Here is a 16,917-nt window from a genome sequence, read left to right on the forward strand (position 1 = left end):
CTTTCGCGAACTCTTCTATTGTAACGTACGCGGCCACTCTCGTGCGCCCGCCATCGGCCTCTGCGCGTGAATTGCTGTGGATTACTGCGAAGTTTACTGCTGTGCCTTGCTCATACCGCCCGCCGGAACCGCTCGCGACTGTCTCACTCCATCGCCATTTCCCGGTTTCGAGTAGTTTTCCAGCAGCTTGTGGTGCATGCAGTAGAGCGCCAACTCCAGCCGGTCGGAAACCCCCAGCTTGTCATAAACCTTCCGCAGATAGTTCTTCACCACCTGCTCCGTCGTGCCAACTTCCTGAGCAATGTCCTTATTGCGCAGCCCCTGAGTTACTCCCGCAATAATCTGCAATTCCTTGGAGTTCAACTTGATCTTCGCTCTCGGCGAGGTCAGTTGCGCAGCCTGTGCGCGGTAGGCTTCGATCACCCAGTTCACGCCCTTGTTATCCAGCCACGTCTCACCCGCGTGCACTTTTCTGATGCAGCGAATCAGCAGGTCCGGCGCAATCGAACGCGACACAATGCCGCGCACGCCGCGTTTCAGAAATTCACAAGTTTCGGTTTCCGTGGGTTCGGTCGCCACCATCACTACCTTCAGTGCTGGAGCCACCGCAAGCATGTTGCTCACTAGATCGTAAGGGGAGTCGCTCAACCCTCGTTCGAAAAGGATCAGGTCGGCGTTGTAGCGTCCCACGGCGGTCACCGCGCTGGCAGCGGACTCCACCTGGGCCACAATGCGGATATCGTCTTCTACCGCGATGATCTTCCGGACACCTACACGGAAGATTGGCTCGCTGTCAGCCAATATCATGCGGATTGAACCTTCTGAATCGTCCCCTAAACCGTCGCCCGGTGTTAGCGGATCGGCCTCTTCACTGGCCATCGTCATCCCGTCTCAACTACAGAGTTCGTTTAGATTATCGGGAGAATTTGTATTCGTCAATGATGGCCCCTACGGCTACTCTGTCGCCAGCAGGAGAGCAGCGCACAACTCTTCCCACACACTCCACCTGTACGTCGGTGTCTGAGCCGAGTGTCTGGGCTGGCATACAGATCGAAAACTTAATGGTTGACCCAACCGGGTAATCGACTCCGCAGTGGATCAGAACGCCGCCGGCCGAAATGTCCTGCGTCTCACCCTCGCGCACCCCTTCATTTCGCAGCAGGGAGACTGGCAGCCGCAATGGAAAGCGGACGGCGCAGCGTAGGTCGTTAGCGTGCTCAGTTTTCACATTCGCCAGCATAGCCTTGACCTCCTGAAATACATAATTACCAAAGTGTCCAAAATCGATATCCGTTCGAGTGCCACACCTATGTGCCCTTCGACTCAGAAACGCGTCGTCTCTGTAAACTGGAATCCTTCAACCCGCATCGCGGGCGCCACCATGTCGAATGCCTCTTCGCCGCAAGCCCTCGCTGGCTCGCTCAAATCCAGTACTTGGCGCAGCATCTGCAACACGCTTTGATTGAACCGGAAATTGCGAATCCCCTTGCCGAGCTTTCCATTCTCCACCAGGAAGGTGCCGTCCCTCGTCATTCCGGTCAATATCTTCTCGTACGCATCCACCTCGCGGATGTACCACAATCTCGTCACCAGCAGCCCGTGCTCGGTTTTCGCGATCATCTCATCGACCGTCTTTGCCTCCCCCGGCGCAACTCTGAACACAATATTGGATGCCGATTCGCCGCCCTCATTCGGCAAACTGAGTCCATGCCCGGTCGCCTGCACCCTTGCAAACTTGTCTGCCAGCTCTGAACGTCGAATCCGCGCCGCCGTTCCCCTTGCCATCGCCACGTCGCGCACCACGCCGTTTTCTACCAGCGTCAGAGCCTGCCGCCCCACACCCTCGCCATCAAATGCCGCCCCGGTCTGCTCCGGATGCGTCACGTCATCCACAATCGTTACGTTCTCTCCAAAGAGCTTCGTGCCCAACCGTCCATTCAGGCACGACCTCTGCTCCAGCAGTGCCAGCCCGCTGAAATCCGCCGCGAGAAAACCGATCAGGTCCACCACCGCCGACGGTTCCAAAATCACCGTGTACTTCCCCGGAGGCAGTTCAACCGGCGACACCGACAGCAGTGCCTTTTCCGCCGCAATCTCCGCCAGCCTTCGCGCATCCAGCCTCTTCGCGCTGACATAGTTCTGCTTCTGCCATCCAGAACTGTCGCTCGCCTGCATCGTCACCGACGCTTCTGCCAGCGTATGCCGGTCCCACCGCGCCACCCCATGCGAATTTAAAACGGCCTCGAAGCTTTCGCCGCACGAGTAGGTTCCCGCAGCGTTCAATCCACTCCGCCGCGCGACCTCCACCATCGCTTCCACCTGCTCCGCCCGATCCGCCGCCGACATCTCAGCCGTCTGCTCGCAGTATCGATCCAACTCCGGCGCGCTTCCCTGCTCCGACCCCGCCAACATCGGCAGCAGCGAATCATCTGCTTCCTGCACCCTTGCCAGCGCCTCTGCCTGCCTCACCACACGCGCCAGGCTCTCATCATCCACGCGATTCGTCGTCGCCCGTGCGGTGCGCCCGCCCAACTGCGCCCGCACAGAAACCTCGCATCCCTCCTCGCTCACATTCTGCGTAATCCCATTGTTCGCAAAACGCGTCAGCGCCGACCGTCCACCATGAATGGTGACTTCCACATCGCCAGCACCAGCCACCCGCTTCACCCGCTCAAACACCTCACCGCACCACGCCCTATCATTCACATTCATCAATCTTTCCCTACACTCTTTTTTCGGTGTCATCCTGAGAAACGCGAAGGATCCCAGCACACTTCGCATCTCGACTGCTATCCCAGGTCACCTGCACTGCACCCAACCTTGCGGAACCTGCACCCAACCTCTCAAACCTCGCGACCTGCCCCTACCCCCGATACGCTCCTCCCACCTTCACCCCCCTGAACCGTGCCGGAGCCGCGCCATGCCCTGTTCCCATCCCCTGTTCCGGCTGTCCCTTCCCACAGTTCGGAGTTCCCCACAACGTCCAGTACCTCTCATCGCATATCGCATCCATCGAGTTCCAAAACTCCGTCGTGATACCCGAGTACGAAGGGTTCCGCAGCATTCGTCCGCGCTTCCCTCCCTTGATCTCCCACGCCGCCTCGCACCCAAACTGGAAGTTGTATCGCTTGTCGTCAATCGACCACGAGCGGTTCGTCTCCATATAAATCCCGTCGTCCGTGGAGCCAATCAGTTCCTCGAAGCTCAACGGCTTCTCCCCCGGCAGAATGCTCACATTCGTCATGCGCACAATCGGAACCCGCGCCCAGCCTTCCGCCCGCATATGCCCGCCCGACCTGCTGCGCCCAATCAGCGCTGCCGTGTCACGCGATGACAGATATCCCTCAAACTGCCCCTTGGTAATGATCGGAACGCACTGCGCTGCCACGCCTTCATCGTCATAGGCAAACGTGCCCAGCCCCGGACCATGCTCCGGCCTCGCATCTGCCACCACGTTGACCAACTCGCTCCCATAGCGCAGCGTGTGCAGCTTATCCAGCGTCAGAAACGAAGTGCCCGCAAAATTCGCCTCATACCCAAGCACGCGATCCAGCTCAATCGGATGCCCAATCGATTCATGTATCTGCAATCCGAGCTGCGAAGAGTCCAGCACCACATCCCACCGCCGCTCCGGGCACTGCGGAGCTTTCAGCAGTTCGACGCACTCCCGTCCCACGCGCTCCGCATTCTCCAGCAGCTTCAAGTCCTCGACCAGCTCATATCCCTTCGTCTGATACTGTCCCCCAAACGAGTTCGGATACGACCGCGTCTGAATCGAGTCACCCTCAAACGCATGCGCCGCAAATCCCGCTCCGGTCGTCGTCCGTGTCTGGTGGATCGACGCGCCTTCCGTCGAATAGAACCATTGCTCATACCGCCCGAAGTGCATGCTCGTCTCTGCCAGCGTCACGCCTTCCACGCCCGTCAGCACCGCATCGATCTTCCTGAGTAACTCGAAGTTCTGCTCCATCGGCACGGTAAAAGGATCCATCGCGCAAGGCGACACCCACTCCGCCACCGCCGCTGGCTCTTTCGCCAACGCCACGGGAGCCACCTGCACCCGCGCCGAAGCCTTCGCAATCTCCACCGCCAGCCTCGCGCACTGCTCCACTCCTTCGCGCGTCAACACCTGCGTCGCTGCAAATCCCCATCCACCATTGGCGATCACCCGCACGCCCAGTCCAAGCGACTCCCCATCCGAAGCCACAGCCACGCGCCCATTCCGCGTTCCCAGCGCCCGCGCCCGCTCGTTCACAATCCGAGCCTCGGCATGACTCGCCCCTTGCGCCACCGCCATCCCCAACGCCCAATCCGCAATCTGCTTCATCTACGCTCCCGCCATCCGCGAATCGTCAATTCTAGCCCGTTTGCGACCAAACCAGAGGATTCCTGTCATCAGGAAGAAGTTTGGTTAGCAACCTTTTCGTTGCCATTGATGGCTTCCCAAAATGGGTGGCCCAGAGTTGGCGATTTTCCAACTCTGGGATCTGTGCGGAAGGGTGACGGCCTATTCAAGCACTCTGTCTGCTCTAAACAGTTCGAGCCGCCCGGCTTGTACCAGTGCCGCAAATGCGTAAGCTGCGGCTCAAGCAGCCCACGGCCCCTGCAGAGAACGAACCCAGTCTCGGAGAACTTTGGCTTTCTCCCGCAATTCAGGAGACCGCTCACCGTGTTCGTCGGCAGCTTGTGTCTCAAGCTCAGAAGCTTCTTTTTCCATATCGCTGATCGTGCGCGCCGAAGCGACAAAGTTGGGCTTCATGAGATGACCTCAATTCAAGGTACGAGTCCAGGGACAAGGTGGTTTCATCTAAGTTGAACTGCTCGACGATTGCTACACTATCTCAATGCTGCGCCCACCCCTCCGCTCCCTGCTTGCCGTTCTGCTGCTAACCTCATTCCTCGCCTCCTCCGCTGCCGCCCAACGCCGCTTCGACCAACGCGCCCCCGGAGACTTCGACTACTACATCCTCGCACTCTCCTGGGCGCCCAACTTCTGCGCCACCCACACCGGAAACGCCAACGAATGCGGCCCCGGACGCCACCGCACCTTCGTCGTCCACGGACTCTGGCCACAATCCGAGCGCGGACGCCTCGACCAGCCCTGCCAGCACACCTCGCCCGTTGCTCAGGACGTGGTCCGCTACGCTCTCAACTTCTACCCCGCCGCCGGACTCGTCCAGCACGAGTGGCAGTGCCACGGCATCTACTCCGGACTCTCTGCCCGCGACTACTTCACCGCCGTCGGACGCGCCTTCCAATCCCTGCAAATTCCGCCAGCTGTTTCCTCGCTCTCCAGCGACTCCCGCCGCGACTCCTCCGAACTCGTCCGCACCTTCGAGCAAGCCAATTCCTCCCGAGGCGCGTTCACCACCTCCTGCCACGATGGCGAGCTCGTCTCACTCGAAGCCTGCTTCACCAAGGATCTCAAGCTGCGTCCCTGCGGCTCTGGCCTGCACTCCTGCTCCGGCCCGCTGCTCCTGCGTGCTCCGCGCTAGCCGGAGCACGCCAAGCCACTTCGCCCCTCTCTCCCGCGTCCAAGACAGGGAGGAATCTCCCATGAACACTAGCTCTGCCCGCCCCCTCCGCGGACTCCTCTTCGGAGCCATCGCAGGACTCGCCGCCTCCTGGGCCATGAATCAGTTCCAGAATCTCGTCAGCCGTGCCACCGAAACCCGCCAGGAGCGCGAAGCCGCCTCCGCAGCGCATCAGGAAGACGCCACCATGAGGGCCGCCGACCGCCTCGCGCAGGGCATCCACTTCCGCCCGCTCTCCTACCAGGAAAAGGCCGTCGCCGGACCCGTCCTCCACTACGCCTTTGGCACCGCCATGGGAGCCATCTACGGCCTTGCCGCCGAGTACATCCCCGAAGCCCGCGCCGGATTCGGCACCATCTTCGGCACCCTGCTCTTCGCCATCGCCGACAAAACTGCCGTCCCCCTCAGCGGACTTTCCGCCGCCCCAACGAAATATCCCGTCTCGTCACACGTTCGCGCTCTCGCCTCGCACCTCGTCTATGGAGCCAGCGCCGAAGCCGTCCGTAGCACTCTCTCCCGCGCCGCCTGAGCAAACAAAAGGCCGCGATCTTCTCGCGGCCCACCTTAAACTTGAAACTCTGAAACCTTGACCCTACTGCTTCTCCATCCCCTGCGGAGTAAATGTCACTGTCGCTCTGCGCCCTTCTGCGCCCAGCGGACCTTCGGCCTTTCCGTTGTAGGTCACCATCACGCCCGCCGGATTCCCGACGATCAGCTTCAGTTGTTCTTTTGCCTTGTAGCTGCGCGTGCTTAGGTCAGGCTTGTCCGGATCCATCGTCAGCGTCTCGACCGTCTTCCCATCGCTACGCACGCTGATCCACGAGCGTGCCGTCGCCGAGATCGAAACCTCTACCGGAGCCGATGGCTGTGCACCCGCATTTACGCCAGTGCTCGGCGGCATGACCGCTTGGGATGTATTCGTGGGAGCGCTGTTCTGCGGAGTGTTTGTGGCTGTGCCCTGTGGAGTTGCTGCGTTCTGTGCCGCGTTTGTATCCGTCGGTGTCGCGGCGTTGGAATTCGCTGCCGGAATCGACGTAATCGGAGCCGCGGTCGTAGTTGGTGCCTGCGTCTGTTGCTGCTGAGCCGCCTGTTCCCTTGCTTCCTTGAGCTCTTTTCTGTGCTCGTTCAGCAGATAGCCGCCCACGCCTAGCGCCACCAGCAGAGCCAGAATCCCGACCACGGTCACCGCGCTGATCGACCACCATGGCTCGCTTTTCTGCGGTCGCGCTGCAATCATCTGCGTCGAAACCGTCTGCATATCCGCTTCCTGCGAAGGCAGATCGGCCGCTGCAATATATGCGGCGACGGCCTTTTCCTCGTCCAGCCCTACGCAGCGCGCATAGGAGCGAACGAATCCCTTGTTGAAGATTCCGCCGGGCAACAGCTCAAAGCGCTCATCTTCCAGTGCTTGCAGTATTCGCGTTCCGATCTTGGTCGTCTCCGCGATCTCTTGCAGCGAGATGTTCTTCGCCTTCCGCGCCTGCTTCAGACTTTCCCCAAACGATGCCAAGTAGGTCACCCTTGCCGAAAACTTGGAACTTAAGACTGCACTCTCTCAGCGCGCGCTTCGGCAGGCGCTCGCATCTGTTTCAATTGGAGATAACAGTTCTCTCATCATGATAGAAATCCTTGAAACGCAAAGTCAAACGCAAACAAGACAACTTCACTCCGGTTACATTACCAATTTCACTCACACTCCCCTCACTTTCGGGTTCTTCCCGGAGTAGCTGCAGGCTCTATAATGTGGCAGCTAGGCCTCGACTTACTGGCAATCCTTCAGGGCAAAAGAGATGACGCGACCGCAACCATCGGCGGAACATAAACGATCCAAGTCTGAACTCGCCATCCTGCACGACGTAGCCAAGGCGCTCACATCGTCCCTGAACCTCGACTCCGTTCTCCAGACCATCATGGAAAAGGTCGCGGCCTACTTTCAGCCCGACACCTGGAGCCTGCTCATGACCGACGATGAGCACCAGGAGCTCTACTTCGCCATCGCCGTCGGCGACGCCAGCGCCTCGCTCAAGTCCGTCCGTCTGCGCATCGGCGAGGGTATCGCCGGATGGGTCGCCAAGCACGGTGAACCCGTCGTCGTTCCCGACGTCGCGAAGGATGCGCGCTTCGCCTCGCGTGTCGATGAGATGACCAAGTGGAAGACCAAGTCCATCCTCTGCGTCCCGCTTGCCTCCAAGAGCCGAATTCTCGGAGTCATTCAGCTCATCAACGTTGACATGACCAGCTTCGGCAATGACCAGTTCATGCTGCTTCAGGCCCTTGCCGACTACGCCGCCATTGCCATTGACAACGCGCGCTCGGTCGAAAAGATCCAGGAACTGACCATCACCGACGACTGCACCGGACTCTACAACGCGCGCCACCTCTACAACACCATCGAGTCCGAGGTCTATCGCTCCAACCGTTTCGGCTACGAGTTCAGCGTCCTCTTTCTCGATCTCGATCGCTTCAAACTGGTCAACGACAACCACGGACACCTCATCGGCAGCCGCCTGCTCCAGGACATCGGCAACACCATCAAGAGCCACTTGCGCCTGATCGACTACGCTTTCCGCTACGGTGGGGACGAATTCGTGGTCCTGCTTCCCCAAACCGGCAAGAGTTCCGCCTTGGTCGTCGCCCGCCGCCTGCGCGATATCCTTCGCAACACCAACTTCCAGTTCGGCGATCTCAAACTCAACATCCGCGCCAGCATGGGAGTTGCCAGCTTCCCCGATGATGCCCGCAACGCCCACGACCTCATCCGCGAAGCCGACGAAATGATGTACACCATCAAGAACACCACCCGTGACGCCATCGCCGCCTGCGGCCTCGGCACCATCGTCTAACCAAGAGCGAGCGCGCAGCGCTCTCGTAGTTTCTTCTTTTGCTGTTGCCCTTGCTGTTGCTCTTGAATTTGAGGTGTCATCCTGAGCGCAGCGAAGGATCCCAGCTGCGGCTCCAATCTCCACCGCTGCCCCAGGTCACCAACATCGACCACCCGAAGCCAAGCATTGCCATCCTCTCCGCCTCCGCTTACCATCACCTCACAATGGAACGACGAACTTTTCTTCTCTCTACTCTCTTCACCGCCGCTTCGCTCCACGCCCATGGCTCCGAGTTCCCGACTTTCCTCGACAAAGCCTCGCCCTCGCTGAAGTTCCCCAAGAACTTCCTATGGGGCATCGCCACCTCTGCCTATCAGATCGAGGGCGGCATCCACGAAGGCGGACGCGGTGAGAGCATATGGGATCGTTTCTGCCACACTCCCGGACACGTCAAGACCGGCGAGACGGGCGACATCGCCTGCGACCACTACCATCTTTGGAAATCCGACATCGCACTCATGAAGTCGCTCGGCATCCAGAGCTACCGCTTCTCCTTCGCCTGGCCGCGCTTCCAGCCCACCGGCACCGGAGTCCCCAACCAGCACGGCATTGATTTCTATTCCCGCATCATCGACGAACTCCTCGCCAACGGAATCCGTCCCTTCCCCACGCTTTATCATTGGGACCTGCCGCAGGCTCTCCAGGATCGTGGCGGCTGGGCCTCACGAGAAACCGCCGACCGCTTCGCCGACTACGCGCAGATCGTCACCCGTGCCTACTCCGACCGCTGCAAGGAATGGCTCATCTTCAACGAGCCCAGCATGTTCGTAAATCTCGGACACCTTCACGGCAACCACGCGCCCGGCATCAAGGATCCGGCCATTACCATGTGCGCCGGACACATCGTCAACCTCGCGCAAGCCAAAGCCTTCCGCGCCATGAGATCCGTCTCCCCCAATCTCCGCATCGGCAGCGCCTTCAGCATGTCCCAGCCCTACCCTGCTTCAAATTCCGAAGCCGACCGCCTCGCCGCCGAGCGTTTCCATGCCTGGGAGAACATCTGGTATCTCGAACCCGCGCTCCACGGACGCTACCCTGCCGCCGTCGGCACCACGCCCGAAAAACTGCTCGACATCCGGGCCGGCGACATGGATCAAATCCGCGCCCCATTCGACTTCATCGGGATCAACAACTATTCCCGCGCCGTCATCGCTCACGACGACAAGTTCCCCATCCCCTTTGTAGCCATGCGCTGGCTCCACGGCACCGAAGGCTCCGAGACCGATCTCAAATGGGAAGTCTTCCCTCGCGGCCTCAACGAAATCGTTACCCGCATCTGGCGCGACTACCATCTGCCCATCTACATCACCGAAAACGGAGCCGCCTACAACACCCAACCCAACGCCGCGGGCCAGGTTCTCGACCAGCCGCGCATCGATTTCTATAGCTCCTACCTGGGCGAACTCGCGCGCGCCATCGCCGACGGTGCCGATGTCCGTGGCTACCATGCCTGGAGTTTTCTGGATAACTTCGAGTGGGCGGAAGGCTACATCCCCCGCTTCGGACTTGTCTATGTCGACTACAAAACGCAGGCTCGCATCCCCAAAGCCAGCGCCCGGTGGTACTCCCGCCTCATCGCCTCACAGAGAGGCTAAATCGCAGAGACCACGCGAGCCGAGCAAAATGCCTGCATCGTAGCGACCCCAAGCACCGCGGGTGAGAACACTCTTCCACCCGGCGAAGCCCCAAGCACCGCGGGTGCCCCATATAAGCTTGCCTCTTTTGGCAAGCTTATGTGGGACCTAATAAAGAAGCGCGAAGCGCTCTCCAACGGTCCTTCTTTTGCTCCTGTTCTTGATCTTGCCTTCGTTCTTGTCGTTGTTCTTGCTTCGATCTTGCAGTTGTTCTTCCTCTTGTTTTTGATCTTTGTGTCATCCTGAGCGCAGCGAAGGACCTCGGGTTTGTTCTTTACCTCTCCACCCCAAAATCCCAAACCGCTCCGTTCCCGTCGTCCCCCATAGCCGAAATCACGATCGCATACTCTCCCGGAGTTAGATCCTCCAGCGGAATGATCTTCCACCAATCTCCGCTGAACTTCTCCGCCCGCGATTTCAAGAAAGTTTCCTTCGAGTTCTGTTCTCCGCTCATCGACATCGTGTTCTTCGCGACCACTCGCAGATCCTTCTTCCTCTCCAGCCTCACAATCCTGAAGTGATCCGCCGGAATCACACCCTGATCGTTTTCGATATCGACGAAAATCGCCGGCTCCTTCGTGTGCACCCGCACCTTCGCCATTGGCCCTTTCAGCTCGATCGTCTGCACCTGGCTCGCCACCGGAATGATCGACCTGCGCAGCATATTCTTGCCTACATTGTCGTTCACCTGAATCTTGTTCGTCTCCACCTTGCTCAGCACCGGCTTTCCCGCGACATCTTCCAGCAGAAACACTCCTCCCTCTGCCGGCAGCCGCATCTCCGGAGCCACCAGCGGAGTGTTCAACTGCTCTTCCTTGCGCTTTGCGACCTCTTCTTCCGTTACCTGCTTCAACTCTTCCTGTGAGATCTTTGCCTTCTGCGCGTTCCACTCGTCCGTCGCTTTCCAATCGACCAGGGACGTGGGCATCTCCTCCCACTCGCCTCGCTCCGCGCTGAAATACTTCACCCGGTCGCCCTGTTTCTTCCACTCCGTCGCTACCTGGTAACTGCCGTCGGTCAGAATCAGCCTTTTTGCCGCCTGCGCCCATGCGGCTGGTGCGATCACCAGGCACAGCAACATTGCCACTGCCAACTCCTTGAGTTCCCGCGACATACTCCACCTCTTAGGCTCACAAGATACCACCGTCCGCCACATCCGTTGCCCTTGCCGGCCGATCTTCATCTCAGAATTTTGCCGGAATCTGTACCGCTCGACTTGCTCCAAGCTTCAATTTCGTACAAAATTGATTGTGCACCCCTCCAAAAATCACCAATTCCAATACCCCCTGGTTACGAGGACGATATGTCGGCAAAGTACATCTTTGTGACGGGCGGGGTCGTGTCTTCTCTGGGCAAGGGCTTGGCCGCTGCGAGCATCGGCTGCCTTCTGGAAAGTCGCGGCCTGCGGGTCAGTCTGCAAAAATTCGATCCTTATCTCAACGTTGATCCAGGGACCATGTCTCCCTTTCAGCACGGCGAAGTGTTCGTCACCGACGATGGAGCCGAGACCGATCTCGACCTCGGACATTACGAGCGCTTCACCCATTCGCGTCTGACGCGGGACAACAATCTAACCACCGGCCGCATTTATGAGCAGATCATCGCGAAGGAACGCCGTGGCGACTATCTCGGTAAGACCGTGCAGGTCATCCCGCACGTCACCAACGAGATCAAGGCTGCCATGAAGAAGGTCTCGCACGATGTGGATGTCGTCATCTGCGAAATCGGCGGCACCGTCGGCGATATCGAGTCGCTACCGTTCCTCGAAGCCATCCGCCAGATGCGTCAGGAGCAGGGCCGCGAGAACACGCTGTTCGTCCACGTCACCCTCGTGCCCTTCATCGCCGCTGCCGGAGAGCTCAAGACCAAGCCCACGCAGCACTCGGTCAAGGAACTGCTTTCCATCGGAATCCAGCCCGACATTCTTCTCTGCCGCACCGACCGTTTCCTCCCGCAGGACATGAAGAGCAAGATCGCCCTGTTCTGCAACGTCGAGGAGCGCGCCGTCATCACTGCCCGCGACGTCGCCAGCATCTATGAATGTCCGCTGGCCTTCGCACAGGAAGGTGTCGATAAGCTGGTTCTCAAGTACCTGCACATCGACGCCAAAGAGTCTGACATGAGCGAGTGGGAGTCTCTCGTCCACCGCGCCTACAATCCCAAGGACGAAGTCCTCATCGGCATTGTCGGCAAGTACGTCGAGTACGAGGATTCTTACAAGTCACTCAAGGAAGCGCTGGTCCACGCGGCCCTCAAGTACAATCTCAAGCTCAACGTGCAATGGATTGAAGCCGAAGGGCTTGAGACAAAGGACAAGGAAGACCGTAGCTACGAATCCCAGCTCACCGGGTTCGACGGCATCCTCGTTCCCGGAGGCTTCGGCAAGCGCGGCATCTCCGGCATGCTCAACGGCATTCGCTTCGCCCGCGAGCACAAGGTGCCCTACTTCGGAATCTGCCTCGGCATGCAGACTGCCTGCATCGAGTTTGCTCGCAACGTCTGCCACCTTGAGGAGGCCAACTCCAGCGAGTTCGATCCCGCCACCCCGCACCGCGTCATCTACAAGTTGCGCGAACTGCGTGGCGTGGAAGAACTCGGCGGCACCATGCGCCTCGGAGCCTGGGATTGCAAGATCGAGCCGGATTCACAGGCGCTGAAGGCTTACGGCAAAGCTGACATCAGCGAGCGCCACCGTCATCGTTACGAGTTCAACCGCGAGTACGAACAACTCCTGACCGGCGCCGGCCTTCGCATCACCGGCAACTCACCCGACGGAACCTACGTAGAGATCGTGGAGCTTCCCGACCACCCCTACTTCCTCGGATGCCAGTTCCATCCCGAGTTCAAGTCGAAGCCGCTCGAGCCGCATCCGCTGTTCTTGAGCTTCATCAATGCCAGCTACCAGCACCGTGCCAAACGACTGGTCCAGTCGCAGCCTGAGGACGAAAACCTGTATCATCGCCCCAAGGCTCAGGCCACCACAAAACTGCAATAGCTGTCATCGAGTAATAATTAACTAGACAGTTAGAAATAAGTATAAAGAAGTAGAAAGTAATTAGAAGCGGAAGATCAACTACCCCACCTTCAACTCGCAACCTTTGCGAGTTCAAGGTGGGGTAGTTGTTTTGCTCTTGCAGTTGCTTTTGCTCTTGCCTTTCGGTGTCATCCTGAGCGCAGCGAAGGCCCCCTACCATCCTCCTCCGCCCTCCAAGGTCACTACCGCCCAGCGCCCTCGCCTTCCCAAACGCAGTTCTGAGCCAAATCGCATTCCCCCGAAACATTTTCACTCATCGTCGCTGTCGAACTCGCCGGAAGCACGACTGTCATGCACGTCCCTGAGTTCGTCGTCTGCGCGCAGCTCTTCACTCGGAGCCGTCCATGATGTTGGTGCACGATCGTTGCGCTCAGCCACAATCCCACACCCGACCCCTTAAGAGCCTTGGTCGTAAAGAACGCTTCGAAAATCTTCTTGATGTTCTGCTTCGGAATTCCAACCCCATGATCTGCGATCGAGATTCTCACATCGCTTTCGCCCGGAGTCTTCCAGCGCGTCATCTCCGACACGCGCACTCGTATCTCCCCGCCCACATTGGAAGCCTCAATCGCATTGCGCACCAGGTTCGAAAATACCTGCCGCATCTGCGCCGGGAAGACCCTCACCATCGCGTTCGAGTTCCATTCCTTGCGAACTTGCAATTCCTTATCCACGATCATCCGGTTATGCAGCGCCAGCACATCGTCTATCAGGTCTGACACGCACATCTCCACCGGAGTTGTTGATTCGCGGTTGAACGCCAGTATCTGCCTTGAGATTCGCGATACGCGCTCGAGCTCCTGCTCCGCCGTCGCCAGATACTGCTTTGCGACCTTCGGATCGTCCAGTGCCCCGCGCAGCAGATACAGCAGATTGGTGATCGCCTCCAGTGGATTGTTGATCTCGTGCGCGATCGTATGCGCCGTCCGGCCCGTCGCCGCCAATCCTTCGTTGATCACCAGCGCCTGCTCCGCGCGCTTCCGCTCAGTCGTCTCCTCCAGGATGAAGATGCTGCCGTTCGGCACTTCCTGAATGATGATCGGGTCCACCCTCAGCCGGAAAAATCGCGTTCCCAGCTGCATTTCCTGCGCTACGTTGAGGGTTTCGACCTCAACGTTTTCGCCAAAGCTGTTCCGGATCAGTTCCGGCACCGTCTGGCGTTCGATCTCGTTGTAGGGGCGTCCCAACAGTACGCTCATCGAGCGATTGCAGCGCACAATGCGTCCTGTCTCGTCGGTAATCGCCACACCTTCATTCAGCGAATCGAAGGTCGCCTGCCACTGCCTAGCCGAGATCCTCGCCTGCGACTCTGCCTGATGCAGACGCATCAGCGATTTCACTGTCGCCACCAGCACTACAGGCTCGGCCGGCTGAGTCAGGTACGCATCCGCGCCGCTGCCCAGGGCATACAGCTTGCTCTCGGTGTTATGGAACGCGGCCGATAACTGCAGGATTGGAATATGGCTCGTATGTGGATTCGTCTTGATGCGGCGGCAAACCTCGTAGCCCAGAATGTCTGGCAGCTTCACGTCGAGGACGATCACCGTTGGCAGCGTCTTTGACATCTCCAGGGCTTCTCGTCCTGTTGCCGCCTCCATCACCGAGAACCCTGCCCGCGTTAAGGCGTGAACCGTCGTATATCGGTTCTCGTCGCGGTCATCCACCACTAAAACGAAATCCGTATTGCCACCTTTTCGCTCGATACTCACGAATCCATCCCAACAGCCGCCAGAAGATTCCTTATCTCTTCTGCGCCGTCCTCTCCTCCAAAAGGTTTCTTTGGATAAAACAATGCTTCCATTTCCTTCACGTGAGCGGCGTCCTGCGCTGAGAGCTCTCTCGAAGTATGTATGACCACAGGAATCTTCCTGGTCGCTGCATTGCTCCTGATCTCCCGCAGCACCTCGAAACCGTTCAGGTCCGGCATGACAATATCGAGGAACACTATCGATGGGATGTGAATATCTGCCAACCGGATGGCTTCTCGCCCGTTATGTGCCTCTAAAATACGAAAACCCAGCTTTCCCAGTATCTCGCCCAGTACATAGCGCGTTACTTCGTCATCATCCACCAGCAACGCAGACCGTGAACTTCGGCCATCGATCACTTCCCGAAGCGTGTTTGCCAGCGCCAGCGGAGACACAGGCTTGGCAAGGAATGCGTCAGCCCCAGCCTCAAACGCCGCTTTCGGATCATCCACAACGCTTGTCACAATCGTGGGTCCCGAGTAGCCGTGCGCCTTCATTTCCTTGATGTAGAACAGGCTGTCCTTCCCATCCAGATACCGGTCCAGCGCCACCGCTGCCGGAGTAGCCGCCTTCATCGCCGCACGAGCTTCGGGGATATTTGCCGCGAACATAAGCTTGTACTGGCTGTTTCGCAGCGACGCCTGGTGTACGAAGTTTGTCTCCTCGTTGTCTTCGATGAACAGCACCGTACGTCCCGGCTTCTGCATCGCCGGAACCGTTGCACGCCGTCGTTCCGCTTTTCCCACCGAGATCGGCAGCGTGACGATGAACGTCGAGCCGACTCCCACTTCGCTCTCCAACCGGATCGATCCTCCCAGCAATTCCGCCAGCTTTCGCGACAGCGGCAATCCCAGACCGGTGCCTTTCACTCGGCCCTGCATCTCGCTTTCAATCTGCACAAATTCTTCGAACACCCGCTCCTGATCTTCCGGCGCAATTCCAATCCCTGTGTCCTGCACGCGAAAGACGACTCTGTCCGGGCCTTCCATCTCGGCGCTCACCCGCACCTGTCCCTGCCTCGTGAACTTCAGCGCATTCGAAATCAGGTTCCGCAGGATCTGTGAGAGCTTGCCTTCATCCGTGTATAACGGCACCAAATCTGTGGCCGCATCAAACACCAATTCCAGGCTGTTGCTCGCCAGCAGAGGCTTCAGCATTCCTCTCAGCACGGCGAAGACGTCACTTACCTCGAAATGCCGTGGCTTGATGTCGATCTTTCCCGCTTCGACCTTTGCCAAATCCAGCAGGTCATTCACCAGCTCCGAGAGTTCTTCTGCCGATCGCTGAATGAACCGAACCTGCTTCTCCTGCTCGCTCGACAGTTCGCCGTCCGTGCGGCCCATCAGCATCTTGCATAGCGATGTGATCGAGTTCAAAGGCGTGCGAAACTCATGCGAAAGATTCGACAAGAAGCTTGTCTTCAGATCCGAGACGCGCCGCAAATCGTCCGCATGCTGATCCAGCTCCGCATACAGCGCTACCACCCCGCGATTCGTGTCCTCAAGTTCGCGATTCAATTCCGCAAGCTGCTCCTGCTTTTCGCGCAGCTCTGCGAGGGTCTTGAGCAGTTCCTGGTTCTGCCTCTCCACCTCGTCAAACGGGTCCGAAGCGCTCGATTTCGCTAGTTCGGCCACGATCCGCCGCACACCCTCTTCGTTTAGTGGCGTCGTCGTGCCCGGCAGCGCTTTACCGGCCTCCACCCGTGTACCCTGGGCTGAAGAGGTAATCCTGAACAGATCCATCAGCCGTTTCGTGCCGGTGATTCCTTTTCCCAGACCGGTCTTTGAAACGTAACGTCCATCCAGTACGCCGTCCAGATCGGCAATTCCCGGCCCCGAATCGCTCACCGCCATCACGAACATCTGCGGCACCGAATCGACGATCATGAACTCCACGACGCCGTCCTTCGCGTAGCGGAATGCGTTGCGCGCCAGCTCCGATACAGCCGTTGCCAGCCGTATCTGCTCCTGATGCTCAAACCCCAGAAGTGCTGCTATATCCCGTGCTCTTTGGCGTGCATGTACCACATGCCGTTCATGCCGCAGCCTGAGCGTCGAAATCGCAAAGGTTTTAGGATCGTTCATG

14 protein-coding genes are annotated in these 16,917 nt (G+C 58.7%); 5 read left to right on the top strand and 9 right to left on the bottom strand.

Annotated elements, in window-relative coordinates; translation table 11 throughout:
• Positions 1-93 precede the first annotated feature (93 nt).
• From AC6IY8_RS08370 to AC6IY8_RS08390, 5 genes are all read right to left on the bottom strand, one after another.
• A complete protein-coding gene (locus AC6IY8_RS08370) occupies positions 94-885 on the bottom strand; it encodes a response regulator transcription factor (protein ID WP_497778337.1) in 792 nt (263 codons plus the stop codon).
• Between the two features lie 28 nt (positions 886-913).
• Positions 914-1,240 carry a PilZ domain-containing protein gene (locus AC6IY8_RS08375; protein ID WP_497778338.1) on the bottom strand — a complete coding sequence of 109 codons (327 nt, stop codon included), beginning with the start codon at positions 1,238-1,240 and terminating at the stop codon, positions 914-916.
• Positions 1,241-1,323: 83 nt separating this feature from the next.
• Positions 1,324-2,712, bottom strand: a complete 1,389-nt coding sequence (locus AC6IY8_RS08380; protein ID WP_497778339.1) for a TldD/PmbA family protein — start codon at positions 2,710-2,712, stop codon at positions 1,324-1,326.
• Positions 2,713-2,863: 151 nt separating this feature from the next.
• A complete protein-coding gene (locus AC6IY8_RS08385; RefSeq protein ID WP_497778340.1) occupies positions 2,864-4,327 on the bottom strand; it encodes a TldD/PmbA family protein in 1,464 nt (487 codons plus the stop codon).
• A 258-nt stretch (positions 4,328-4,585) separates the two neighbouring features.
• On the bottom strand, positions 4,586-4,759 hold the full coding sequence (locus AC6IY8_RS08390) for a hypothetical protein (RefSeq protein ID WP_497778341.1): 174 nt from the start codon (positions 4,757-4,759) through the stop codon (positions 4,586-4,588).
• Positions 4,760-4,844: 85 nt separating this feature from the next.
• On the opposite strand from AC6IY8_RS08390, the gene AC6IY8_RS08395 reads away from it, so the two are divergent.
• Together AC6IY8_RS08395 and AC6IY8_RS08400 are read left to right on the top strand one after the other, a co-directional pair.
• Positions 4,845-5,495, top strand: a complete 651-nt coding sequence (locus tag AC6IY8_RS08395; RefSeq protein WP_497778342.1) for a ribonuclease T2 family protein — start codon at positions 4,845-4,847, stop codon at positions 5,493-5,495.
• A gap of 61 nt (positions 5,496-5,556) precedes the next feature.
• On the top strand, positions 5,557-6,063 hold the full coding sequence (locus AC6IY8_RS08400) for a DUF1440 domain-containing protein (protein ID WP_497778343.1): 507 nt from the start codon (positions 5,557-5,559) through the stop codon (positions 6,061-6,063).
• Positions 6,064-6,126: 63 nt separating this feature from the next.
• Here AC6IY8_RS08400 and AC6IY8_RS08405 read toward each other — a convergent pair whose 3' ends face one another.
• Positions 6,127-7,044: a helix-turn-helix domain-containing protein gene (locus tag AC6IY8_RS08405; protein WP_497778344.1), complete on the bottom strand. Its 918-nt coding sequence runs from the start codon at positions 7,042-7,044 to the stop codon at positions 6,127-6,129.
• 280 nt (positions 7,045-7,324) lie between these two features.
• On the opposite strand from AC6IY8_RS08405, the gene AC6IY8_RS08410 reads away from it, so the two are divergent.
• Positions 7,325-8,377: a sensor domain-containing diguanylate cyclase gene (locus AC6IY8_RS08410; RefSeq protein WP_497778345.1), complete on the top strand. Its 1,053-nt coding sequence runs from the start codon at positions 7,325-7,327 to the stop codon at positions 8,375-8,377.
• Between the two features lie 203 nt (positions 8,378-8,580).
• A complete protein-coding gene (locus AC6IY8_RS08415; protein ID WP_497778346.1) occupies positions 8,581-10,011 on the top strand; it encodes a GH1 family beta-glucosidase in 1,431 nt (476 codons plus the stop codon).
• Positions 10,012-10,324: 313 nt separating this feature from the next.
• Here the strand turns inward: AC6IY8_RS08415 and AC6IY8_RS08420 are convergent, their stop codons facing one another.
• Positions 10,325-11,164 carry a hypothetical protein gene (locus tag AC6IY8_RS08420; RefSeq protein ID WP_497778347.1) on the bottom strand — a complete coding sequence of 280 codons (840 nt, stop codon included), beginning with the start codon at positions 11,162-11,164 and terminating at the stop codon, positions 10,325-10,327.
• A gap of 189 nt (positions 11,165-11,353) precedes the next feature.
• On the opposite strand from AC6IY8_RS08420, the gene pyrG reads away from it, so the two are divergent.
• On the top strand, positions 11,354-13,045 hold the full coding sequence (pyrG, locus tag AC6IY8_RS08425) for a CTP synthase (RefSeq protein WP_497778348.1): 1,692 nt from the start codon (positions 11,354-11,356) through the stop codon (positions 13,043-13,045).
• Positions 13,046-13,266: 221 nt separating this feature from the next.
• Here pyrG and AC6IY8_RS08430 read toward each other — a convergent pair whose 3' ends face one another.
• Entirely contained in the window at positions 13,267-14,793 is a 1,527-nt protein-coding gene (locus AC6IY8_RS08430) for an ATP-binding response regulator (protein ID WP_497778349.1), read from the bottom strand.
• Positions 14,790-16,916 (bottom strand): ATP-binding protein, encoded by a 2,127-nt coding sequence (locus AC6IY8_RS08435; protein ID WP_497778350.1) that lies wholly within the window; start codon positions 16,914-16,916, stop codon positions 14,790-14,792. The genes AC6IY8_RS08430 and AC6IY8_RS08435 overlap by 4 nt, the downstream gene beginning before the upstream one ends.
• Between the last annotated feature and the right edge of the window lies 1 nt (position 16,917).

It is taken from the genome of Koromonas soli (assembly GCF_059726265.1).

Coding starts and splice junctions, on each gene's coding strand:
- AC6IY8_RS08375 (WP_497778338.1), bottom strand. CDS start 1,240: ATGCTGGCGAATGTGAAAACTGAGCACGCTAACGACCTACGCTGCGCC.
- AC6IY8_RS08415 (WP_497778346.1), top strand. CDS start 8,581: ATGGAACGACGAACTTTTCTTCTCTCTACTCTCTTCACCGCCGCTTCG.
- AC6IY8_RS08385 (WP_497778340.1), bottom strand. CDS start 4,327: ATGAAGCAGATTGCGGATTGGGCGTTGGGGATGGCGGTGGCGCAAGGG.
- AC6IY8_RS08395 (WP_497778342.1), top strand. CDS start 4,845: ATGCTGCGCCCACCCCTCCGCTCCCTGCTTGCCGTTCTGCTGCTAACC.
- AC6IY8_RS08370 (WP_497778337.1), bottom strand. CDS start 885: ATGACGATGGCCAGTGAAGAGGCCGATCCGCTAACACCGGGCGACGGT.
- AC6IY8_RS08400 (WP_497778343.1), top strand. CDS start 5,557: ATGAACACTAGCTCTGCCCGCCCCCTCCGCGGACTCCTCTTCGGAGCC.
- AC6IY8_RS08390 (WP_497778341.1), bottom strand. CDS start 4,759: ATGAAGCCCAACTTTGTCGCTTCGGCGCGCACGATCAGCGATATGGAA.
- pyrG (WP_497778348.1), top strand. CDS start 11,354: ATGTCGGCAAAGTACATCTTTGTGACGGGCGGGGTCGTGTCTTCTCTG.
- AC6IY8_RS08435 (WP_497778350.1), bottom strand. CDS start 16,916: ATGAACGATCCTAAAACCTTTGCGATTTCGACGCTCAGGCTGCGGCAT.
- AC6IY8_RS08420 (WP_497778347.1), bottom strand. CDS start 11,164: ATGTCGCGGGAACTCAAGGAGTTGGCAGTGGCAATGTTGCTGTGCCTG.
- AC6IY8_RS08410 (WP_497778345.1), top strand. CDS start 7,325: ATGACGCGACCGCAACCATCGGCGGAACATAAACGATCCAAGTCTGAA.
- AC6IY8_RS08380 (WP_497778339.1), bottom strand. CDS start 2,712: ATGAATGTGAATGATAGGGCGTGGTGCGGTGAGGTGTTTGAGCGGGTG.